At 36.5% G+C, this 8,869-nt stretch carries 10 protein-coding genes and 4 pseudogenes; 13 read left to right on the plus strand and 1 reads right to left on the minus strand.

All coding sequences use genetic code 11. From position 1 onward, the window contains the following. Positions 1–232 precede the first annotated feature (232 nt). From rd to R1Y93_RS09310, 10 genes and pseudogenes are all read left to right on the plus strand, one after another. Positions 233–397 carry a rubredoxin gene (gene rd / locus R1Y93_RS09265; protein WP_148463579.1) on the plus strand — a complete coding sequence of 55 codons (165 nt, stop codon included), beginning with the start codon at positions 233–235 and terminating at the stop codon, positions 395–397. 76 nt (positions 398–473) lie between these two features. Continuing rightward, positions 474–908, plus strand: a complete 435-nt coding sequence (locus R1Y93_RS09270) for a bacteriohemerythrin (protein WP_500822587.1) — start codon at positions 474–476, stop codon at positions 906–908. 377 nt (positions 909–1,285) lie between these two features. Then, positions 1,286–1,411, plus strand: coding sequence for a hypothetical protein (locus R1Y93_RS09275; protein WP_500822588.1), 126 nt, complete (start codon positions 1,286–1,288; stop codon positions 1,409–1,411). A 7-nt stretch (positions 1,412–1,418) separates the two neighbouring features. Further along, the gene (locus R1Y93_RS09280; protein WP_500822589.1) at positions 1,419–1,706 is read left to right on the plus strand and encodes a hypothetical protein; all 288 of its coding nucleotides are present in this window, start codon (positions 1,419–1,421) and stop codon (positions 1,704–1,706) included. Between the two features lie 54 nt (positions 1,707–1,760). Continuing rightward, a complete protein-coding gene (locus tag R1Y93_RS09285) occupies positions 1,761–1,973 on the plus strand; it encodes a DUF6219 family protein (protein WP_500822590.1) in 213 nt (70 codons plus the stop codon). Between the two features lie 3 nt (positions 1,974–1,976). Then, a complete protein-coding gene (gene bcp / locus R1Y93_RS09290) occupies positions 1,977–2,432 on the plus strand; it encodes a thioredoxin-dependent thiol peroxidase (RefSeq protein ID WP_500822591.1) in 456 nt (151 codons plus the stop codon). After that, positions 2,432–3,186 (plus strand): annotated as a pseudogene (gene yaaA, locus R1Y93_RS09295) (peroxide stress protein YaaA). The gene bcp and the pseudogene yaaA overlap by 1 nt, the downstream one beginning before the upstream one ends. Positions 3,187–3,324: 138 nt before the next feature. Beyond that, positions 3,325–3,571: pseudogene (locus R1Y93_RS09300) on the plus strand (Fur family transcriptional regulator); the annotation flags it as partial. Positions 3,572–3,970: 399 nt separating this feature from the next. Beyond that, positions 3,971–4,218 (plus strand): annotated as a pseudogene (locus R1Y93_RS09305) (desulfoferrodoxin family protein); the annotation flags it as partial. Between the two features lie 94 nt (positions 4,219–4,312). Next, positions 4,313–4,470: pseudogene (locus tag R1Y93_RS09310) on the plus strand (rubredoxin). A gap of 348 nt (positions 4,471–4,818) precedes the next feature. Here R1Y93_RS09310 and R1Y93_RS09315 read toward each other — a convergent pair. Then, positions 4,819–5,502 carry a Crp/Fnr family transcriptional regulator gene (locus R1Y93_RS09315; protein ID WP_500822592.1) on the minus strand — a complete coding sequence of 228 codons (684 nt, stop codon included), beginning with the start codon at positions 5,500–5,502 and terminating at the stop codon, positions 4,819–4,821. 165 nt (positions 5,503–5,667) lie between these two features. On the opposite strand from R1Y93_RS09315, the gene R1Y93_RS09320 reads away from it, so the two are divergent. The 3 genes from R1Y93_RS09320 to R1Y93_RS09330 all read left to right on the plus strand — a co-directional run. Beyond that, positions 5,668–5,991, plus strand: a complete 324-nt coding sequence (locus tag R1Y93_RS09320) for a thioredoxin family protein (protein ID WP_500822595.1) — start codon at positions 5,668–5,670, stop codon at positions 5,989–5,991. Between the two features lie 15 nt (positions 5,992–6,006). After that, a complete protein-coding gene (gene trxB, locus R1Y93_RS09325) occupies positions 6,007–6,930 on the plus strand; it encodes a thioredoxin-disulfide reductase (protein WP_500822593.1) in 924 nt (307 codons plus the stop codon). Between the two features lie 248 nt (positions 6,931–7,178). After that, a partial coding sequence (locus R1Y93_RS09330; RefSeq protein ID WP_500822594.1) for a thioester domain-containing protein occupies positions 7,179–8,869 on the plus strand: 1,691 nt, incomplete at its 3' end.

Raw genomic sequence — 8,869 nt, forward strand, 5'->3', positions numbered from 1 at the left:
CTGTAGGAGATTTTGTAGTTCATTTTTTTATTCAACTATCCCCATGACATATACAATATGTAAATGTGCAATTCAAATAGCAGTTTATGCTAAGTGCGAAAATAATAATAATTACTATTATTGACAAAAGAAGAATTATCATGTATAATACAGACAAAGAAACTAAAAACTAGAAAAATCGTTAGGAATTTGGTAACAAAAATAAATCGACATTGAAAAGGAAAAAATGACTATGAAAAAATATGAATGTGAACCATGTGGATATATTTATGATCCGGCAGTAGGAGATCCAGACGGTGGTATCGCTCCAGGAACTGCATTTGAGGATATTCCAGATGACTGGACATGCCCAATTTGCGGATTAGGAAAAGATGTTTTCGTTCCTGTAGAAGACTAAACAGAAAATGCAGGTACGAAACTGCTAGACATTAAAAGAGCCTAAGAGAACATATAAAAGAAATGGAGGTCAAATTATGACTTACGATTTAAACATTACCTTTGATGACAATTTAGTAACAGGAAATAAAACAATCGATACACAACACAAAGAATTGATCGACCGTATCCAGAATTTTGTAATTGCCTGTCAAAATGGCGACAGCAAGGTAAAGGCGATCAAACTTCTGGATTATCTTAATGAGTATACTGACTTTCATTTTAAAGAAGAGGAAGCACTTCAGGAAAAAGCCGGTTATCCAGAGCGTGAACAACATTATGAAAAACATGAAGAGTTTAAAAAGACAATTCAGGAACTGTATGAATACCTTCAGGAGTATGAAGGACCAACAGATCAGTTCAGTGAACTTGTACAGAAAAATGTAATCGACTGGTTATTTGGACACATTAAAACGTATGACCGCTCTGTGGCAGAATTTATATTTATGAAACAAAAGCCAGACCGATACTAAAATAAAACAGGGAACGAGTTCACTCAGAATGTAGACAACGTGATGAAGTAAACTAGGGGCTGTTACGAATGCAGCCCCTTTCCTTTATATAGCGATATTCCAGATAATACATTACTCTGGCATGACGTATTAATTTACTACCAAAATATGGGAAGAGCAAGCAGATCTTCTTTTTTTGTCCTATTTATCTAACTATAAGTAGTAAAGTCTCTTTTCATGATAATAGAAATATGCTAAATTGGTTCTATAGAACAAGGTGTAATTCTACTTATATATTGGAGGAAAATGAATGAGAGAGAAAACTATTTATGAGAAGATTGCAGAAAAGTAAAACACAACACCAGAAGAGGTACGCAGAGAAATGCAGATAGCCATAGATGCAGGAATTTGATAATCCCGATCCGGCTGTGCAGGAAGAATGGAAGAAAATGACACTTAAAGGAGACAGACCCACACCGGAAGAAGTAGTCAATTACGCAGTAAAACAATTAAAAGGAAATTAATGAAAATATGAAGAAAAAGATAATTGCAGTGATCTCAGGAGCAGCGATCTTGATAATTGCTGCAGGAAGTATTTATGGGAAACCTGAATCAAGTCATAAGGAAGGTGAACCGGATGTGGTAGGAACATTTTCCGTAAATCGGGATGAAAATCTAACCGTGGTCGCTAACCGGAAAAATATTAAGGATAGAGAAGCGTTTGCAAGAAAGCTTTTGCAGATGTACAAGGATGATTCTTTTTATTCGACAAAATTCTCCACAGACAGGGGATATGCGACGAGTCTTGAATTGACATAGAAATGAGGTAGCGTATAATTAGAATTGAATATACTGAAAAAATGGAGGAATTACATGAAAGCACATAAATATTGGTCAGTAGGAGCTTTAATCACAATGCTTGGGACTTTTTACACTGGATATAAAAAGCTAAAATCGAGTCACAAATACTTTGCTTTAAGTTCCATGTTATGTATGGTAATGGCGATATATACAGGTCATAAAATGATTACCGGGAATAGGAAAGAAAAGACGAAAAAAGAGAAAGTTACAGAGATGGAGGAATAAATAATGCTGGAAGTAGGAATTAAAGCACCTGATTTTGAGTTGCCAGATCAAAATGGGAAAATACATAGATTATCGGATTATACAGGGAAAAAAGTGATTTTATATTTCTATCCCAAGGATAATACAGCAGGATGCACGAAACAGGCATGTGGTTTTTCCGAGCGATACCCTCAGTTTACCGAAAAAGGTGCAGTTATTCTTGGAGTCAGTAAGGATTCTGTATCCTCTCATAAGAGATTTGAGGAAAAATATGGATTGGCATTTACACTTCTAGCAGATCCAGAGCGGAAAGTTATTGAAGCATATGATGTATGGAAAGAAAAGAAAAATTATGGCAAAGTCTCTATGGGGGTAGTAAGAACCACATATCTTATTGATGAACAGGGGCTTATTATAAAGGCAAATGATAAAGTCAAGGCTGCAGATGATCCTGAAAATATGCTTAAGGAATTAGATTAATGAAGATAATATTATCTCCTGCTAAAAAGATGATTACAGATACTGACAGCATAGCACCGGATGGATTGCCTGAATTTATTGAAAAGACGACAGAGATACAAAGTTGGTTGAAAAGTAAGTCAAAAGAAGAACTGAAGACTATCTGGAAATGTAATGACAAAATTACAGAACAGAACTTCAATAGATTGGAAAACATGGACCTATATCATTTACTTACTCCAGCTGTTTTATCATATGAAGGAATTGCTTTTCAATATATGGCTCCATCCGTGTTTGAGGACAGTCAGTTCGAGTATGTACAAAATCATTTGAGAATAATATCTGCATTTTATGGTGTGTTAAAACCAAGGGATGGTGTGACGCCTTATCGTTTGGAAATGCAGGCGAAGGTCGGAATAGGAGAAACAAAAAATCTGTATGAGTACTGGGGTGATTTATTATACCGCTCAGTGATTGATAACAGCAGGATTATAATCAATTTGGCATCGAAAGAATACTCTAAATGCATAGAAAAATATCTGACACAACAGGATAGATACATTACGATTACATTTTGTGAGTTATGAGGAGATAAACTGGTGATAAAAGGTACATATGCTAAGATGGCGCGTGGTGAAATGGTTAGGTTCATGGCTGAAAACAGGATTGAAAATCCGGAGGATATTAAGAAATTTGATAGACTAGGTTATTTATCTCCGTTTTCTCTGATCTATTATCATCAGATGCAGAATATGTTTTTGAAACGCAAAAATAGGACGATCGTAATTTAGATAAAAGGTAGTCAGTAATGTTAATTTATTATAATAATAAGAATTATTACTATTATTAGCTGACAGCAGATTAAAGTTGATATATAATCCTAATTAAGAATAGATCCTAATAAGGAGCGTGGATGATAAATAGAAGAAGCACAATTCAGAAAGATCTAGTAAGAAATGCTGTATCTGAGATGAAGCATGTTTCAGCAAATGAAGTTTATGACTTTATAAAAGAAAGGTATCCTACAATTCGGAAAAGGAACTGTTTATAGAAATCTTGATATATTGGTAGAGGAAGGTGCATTAAGAAAGATTGAAGTCCCAGATGGACCGAACAGATTCGATTTCAGATTGAAAATACATTTACCAGTGTCATGTGTGTAATGTGTGACATTTTATGTGGCAGGGCCAAATATCCAATCGGCTCAACAAAAACAGACTGATAGACCCACTGAATTTTAAATGTTCATATCAAACACTCATTGTTGATACAACCACAGAACATTCAGTTAACATAATGAGCATCACCAGAATATATAAAACCTAAGCCAAGGGAAAGTTAAAAAAACCGATGATGGTCAAACAATATGGGGTTTGGGGCTATCTGGATATGAATATGTAGGTGAATACTTACCCAATCATTCATATGGCTCCTTTATGCAAACACCCAGCATCAGATTTTGAAAAAGTAGTTAAAAAAATGGAGGTAAATGAAATGGCAACAAACAAATATGCAGGAACGCAGACAGAGAAAAATTTACAGTGACAATAATGCTGCTGTTGAGAAGACATGTACCTGTATATACAGTGGAAGGGTAGTCATGTTCATGTTGTAGTCGGAGAACAAAACATCCTATGCTTGAAGAGCATTTTATTGAGTGGATTACATTAAGTACCAATCAGGGAATATATAGAAAAACAGTTAAATCCAGGGCAGGAGCCAGTAGCAGATTTTTGTCTTTGCAATGGTGAACTGATAGAAGAAGTATATGCGTATTGCAACCTGGCATGGATTATGGAAATGCTAAAAACACTTGACATTCGTGCTAAGATTACAAAATAATTCAGATACAACAGTAATATATGCTGTGTATTAATATATTTATAAGGAGGAACAAACTAATGAAATATGTATGTGACGTTTGCGGATGGGAATATGATGAAGAGGAAGGTTATCCTGAAGGTGGTATTGCACCAGGAACAAGTGGGAGGATGTTCCAGAAGATTTTGAATGCCCATTATGTAATGTTGGAAAGAATCAGTTTTCAGAAGTTGAATAAAATTCTGATTATTTAAATACGGATAGATAAACAAAAACCCTGGTGCGTGTGAGCAACAGGGTTTTTTATTGCGATAGTTTGTGATAATATCACAGAAAATGATTTACCTTTTGCTTATAATGTAAATGGATATGAAACATACAACTTTTCCGGTGGATTCCGCTTTTATGATGCAGTGGCTAATGACCATGCACTGATTGAAAGATCATATGCATGTGGTATGGATTATTAGAAATAAATAAAATATTTTTATAGTTTGATTGAAGTATAGAAAGATCCCCCATTTATTAGAATGACTTTCATAATTCTGATAAATGGAGGATTCTTTAGAATTATAGAAAAACCGTTTTATGATCTTTGTAGTGCTTCCAGTCTTTTCGAATCAAGGATTGTTATTTTGCCGCGGGAGAGTTTGACGAGTCCTTCGCCTTGAAAGTATCGAAGCATTCGAGTGATAACTTCTCTGTGGGAACCAAGATGGTTGGCGATAGTTTCGTGAGTGATTTTTAATTCATTTGTTCCTTCAATAGAGGTCTCTTCTAAAAGAAATGAAGCAACACGCTTATCCAAACTCTTCCACATGATCTGTTCAATCAGCCACATGACATCAGAAAAACGGGTAGCCATTAACTGATTGGTATAGTTTGCGACGGGAGCAGATTCCTTCATGATGCCCTTATAGATTTCAGCAGGGATGATCCAAAGAGCAGTATCTTTTTCTGCTTCAATGGTTACTTCAAATTGAATGGATCGCATGATACATGAGGCGGATAAAAGACACATATCCATATCGAACAGACGGTAGAGTGTAATCTCCCGTCCTTCATTTGAAAGTATGTAAGTTCGAAGCTGTCCGGATTTAACCAGTAATAATCCGGTACAATCCAGGTTTCCGTTGTGAATAATCGTTCCTTTTTTTACATCCCGTGTAATCAAATTGTCTGAAATTAGTTTTTTCTGTGCTGTATTTAAGTCATTCCATAGTGGAAAATAATTTTCGAAGTTCATAATAGTTATCTCCTTTACGAACATAGTATACTTAATTTGTTGAGATGCGTCAATTATATAACTGACGTATACCGTGAATAGAAATAAAAAGAAGCGTAATAAGTAAATTGTCTTTTCTGTGATATCATCACAGAAGCAAGATCATTTATGAGGTATATTAAGTTCAAACAGGAGAAGGAGTTGAAAAATATGACATTTATAAATATAAATAAAGAAAATTTTGGACAACTAATTCATAAGGAAAAACCGGTTTTGGTTGATTTCTGGGCACCTTGGTGTGTTTATTGCCGTAGAATTGGAGCAGCTTATGAAAAAATAAGTGAAGAATACAGCGATATTCTTGTTGCTGGGAAAGTAAATATTGATGAAGAACCGCAGATTGCAGAAGCTGAAAAGATTGAGGTGATTCCTACGCTGGTTTTATACCGAAATGGAAAGGCAATAGATTCTATTGTTGCACCTGAATCAAAAATAATGATAGAGAATTTTATTAATGAAGCATTGGAAAAATAAAAGGAGGACTGCTGTATGAATGAAAATCATGTTTACGATATGATTATCGTTGGGGGAGGACCTGGAGGGTATACTTCAGCATTATACGCAGCCAGAGCAGGATTTGATACAATTGTTTTAGAAAAATTATCTGCGGGTGGTCAGATGTCATTGACCTGGCAGATTGATAACTATCCTGGTTTTGAAAATGGAATTGACGGATTTTCATTGGCAGAGAAAATGCAAAAACAGGCGGAAAAATTTGGCGCTAAAAGTGAATATGCTGAAGTTTTTAATATGGATTTAACAGGAAAGCTTAAGAGAGTAGAAACTAGTTCGGGAATTTATATTGGGAAAACAGTAGTGATTGCTACTGGAGCAAATCCAAGAGAACTTGGTCTTGTTAAAGAAAAAGAATTGATAGGTCATGGAGTTGCTTATTGTGCCTCCTGTGATGGCATGTTTTATAAAGATAAGATCGTGGTGGTTGTTGGAGGTGGGAATTCTGCTGTATCAGATGCTGCTCTTTTAAGTCGAATTGCTAAGAAAGTCATCATTGTTCATCGAAGAGATACATTACGTGCAACGAAAATCTACCATGATCAGTTGGTGAAAACTGAAAATATAGAGTTTCGATGGAATAATACAGTAAATGAACTGATTTATGGAGAACGATTGACTGGTGTGCGGTTGAAAGATACAGTTACAGGAGAAGAAAACATTATAGAATGTGACGGTCTGTTTGTGAGTATAGGAAGAAAACCGACAACAGATTTTTTAGATAATCAGATAGAACTGGATAATAAAGGATATATTGTGGCAGGTGAAAATACTGAAACGAGTATTCCGGGTGTTTATGCTGTAGGAGATGTCAGAACAAAGTTACTTCGTCAGATAGTAACAGCAGTGGCAGATGGTGCTATGGCAGTGCATATGGCAGAAGAGTATATGGAGAAATAATAATCAGAATTTGAATGGTGAACTATTTATATTGAAATATGTACGATTCCAATAATGACATGAACTTATGGGAACATATTGCGGATACTTTGTGAACTTTATCCTGATACAATGATTATGCTGATGAAAGAAGGCATAGATAACTGAATACAAGAAAGAGACGAAAGCCTCAGTAGTTAAGAAAAAACTACGGGGGCTTTTTTTCGAGCCTGAATTTATCGGCCAATAACTGCGGGTATGCGGCAGATGTGGTACCAGCACCAGAAGAGCCACCGTTATATGAAGAGGTAAAAAATGAGCTGGATGCAGATGAGGTGGTAAAAGCAAAAGATCTGGAACTGGAAACAGGCAGGATTTTTGAAGTGGAGAAAGATTTTACCGGACTGGAAATACCAGATGAAAAAAAGGTAAAGATCACTTTTCATGAGGCAAAAAATGAGGAAAAGCAGGACTTTACAACAGATCACGAAGATACATACAAAGCTGTTTATTATGTAGAGTCAGTAAGTGGACATCCAATTTATCAGATCAATCGTAAGCTGATTGTAAAGGAAGCTGCGGCGCAGGTTACTGAATCTGAGAATCAGGAATCTGTAAGCAATCAGGAAGATGAGAATGAAGCAGAAGGCGAGGAGCCAGCCATAGGCACTGCAGAGAGTGAAGAACCTGTGCAGGATGAGGTAAATGCAGAAATTCCGTCAGAGGATGAAATCTATGAAGAAGTAACTCCGACAGAAATTCCGGTTGAGGAAGAGCCAATAGATACACCAATCCCGGGAAACCCGTCTGAGGAAGTTTCAACAGAAGAACCAGCCATAGATAATCCGGATACAGACAGCACATTTGAAGAAATTGCAGATACAGATCTGGAAGAAATGCCAGAAGCGACAGACGATTCTTTTACAGACGGAACAGAGAAAACAGAAGATGCAGATGGAAATTATCAGGTAAATATTGTTCGTGGAGAGGAATTTCATATTGAGCTGAACCATGAAGATGGACAGTATCAGCCAGGAGAAACCGTTGTATTTTCCGGAGATATGCCGCAAGGCAGCTTAATTGCAGTAGGAACAACAAAAGTACAGGCAAACCAGACAGAGAATACAGAAGATTTATTATATTCAGAGGTGACTTATCACGAAGAATCGGATAAATTCAGTTTTGAAATGCCAGCAGATGACATTGACCTAAGTGTTTCCACGGATCAGGCAGAGAACGGTATCATGTTACTTGCAGCCGATACTCCATGGGATGATGCAACAAATATTGAAGCAAATAAATATTACTATTATTCAGATGGCCAGCTTCATCCGTTTGATACAGTTATGGGACAGGGTGGAAATGACAGCTACAAATATGTTCGTTACAAAGCAGGCGGAAAGACTTATACAGTAAATGCGTATTGTATGCAGCACTCCATGCAGTCACCTCCAAGTGGGACAACATATAAAAATATGGTTGAACTGGATGAGGGCGGAGATGATAAGTATCTGCGGAAAGCTTTGTTCTATGGATATGGCGGTCCTGGATGGGGACATATATTCAACGGGTACAATGTAAAATCCATCATGGAAAAATATGGATGCAGTTCTGAGACAAGAGCCATGCAGCATTACCTGGTTGATTATTTATATGATGGCGAATCCGGATTTGGAGGTGCACTTTCTACAACAGCAAAAAATATGCTGAAAGAGATTAAAGCAGCTCTTGCTAAAATGCCTGATCCGACAGCAATGAAACTTCTTCCAGGACTTTCCGTTAATGCAACGGGAAAGGAAACAGAAAGTTTTACCTGGAAGGCAAATGAAGCATTTACCATTACCATTCATCTGGAGAACGGAGTAAGCCTTGTTAATGAAACCACAGGAAAAACGGCATCTGGAAATGTCACCGTAAAGGGTGGAGAGAAATTCCATCTTGTAGAAAGCTATACATACTA

The sequence above is a fragment of the Blautia sp. HA3515 genome, from assembly GCF_059933065.1.

What these genes read in the sequence shown, in the direction of transcription:
- rd (WP_148463579.1), top strand. Translation starts at nt 233, where the DNA reads ATGAAAAAATATGAATGTGAACCATGTGGATATATTTATGATCCGGCA.
- R1Y93_RS09270 (WP_500822587.1), top strand. Translation starts at nt 474, where the DNA reads ATGACTTACGATTTAAACATTACCTTTGATGACAATTTAGTAACAGGA.
- R1Y93_RS09275 (WP_500822588.1), top strand. Translation starts at nt 1,286, where the DNA reads ATGCAGGAATTTGATAATCCCGATCCGGCTGTGCAGGAAGAATGGAAG.
- R1Y93_RS09280 (WP_500822589.1), top strand. Translation starts at nt 1,419, where the DNA reads ATGAAGAAAAAGATAATTGCAGTGATCTCAGGAGCAGCGATCTTGATA.
- R1Y93_RS09285 (WP_500822590.1), top strand. Translation starts at nt 1,761, where the DNA reads ATGAAAGCACATAAATATTGGTCAGTAGGAGCTTTAATCACAATGCTT.
- bcp (WP_500822591.1), top strand. Translation starts at nt 1,977, where the DNA reads ATGCTGGAAGTAGGAATTAAAGCACCTGATTTTGAGTTGCCAGATCAA.
- R1Y93_RS09315 (WP_500822592.1), bottom strand. Translation starts at nt 5,502, where the DNA reads ATGTTCGTAAAGGAGATAACTATTATGAACTTCGAAAATTATTTTCCA.
- R1Y93_RS09320 (WP_500822595.1), top strand. Translation starts at nt 5,668, where the DNA reads ATGACATTTATAAATATAAATAAAGAAAATTTTGGACAACTAATTCAT.
- trxB (WP_500822593.1), top strand. Translation starts at nt 6,007, where the DNA reads ATGAATGAAAATCATGTTTACGATATGATTATCGTTGGGGGAGGACCT.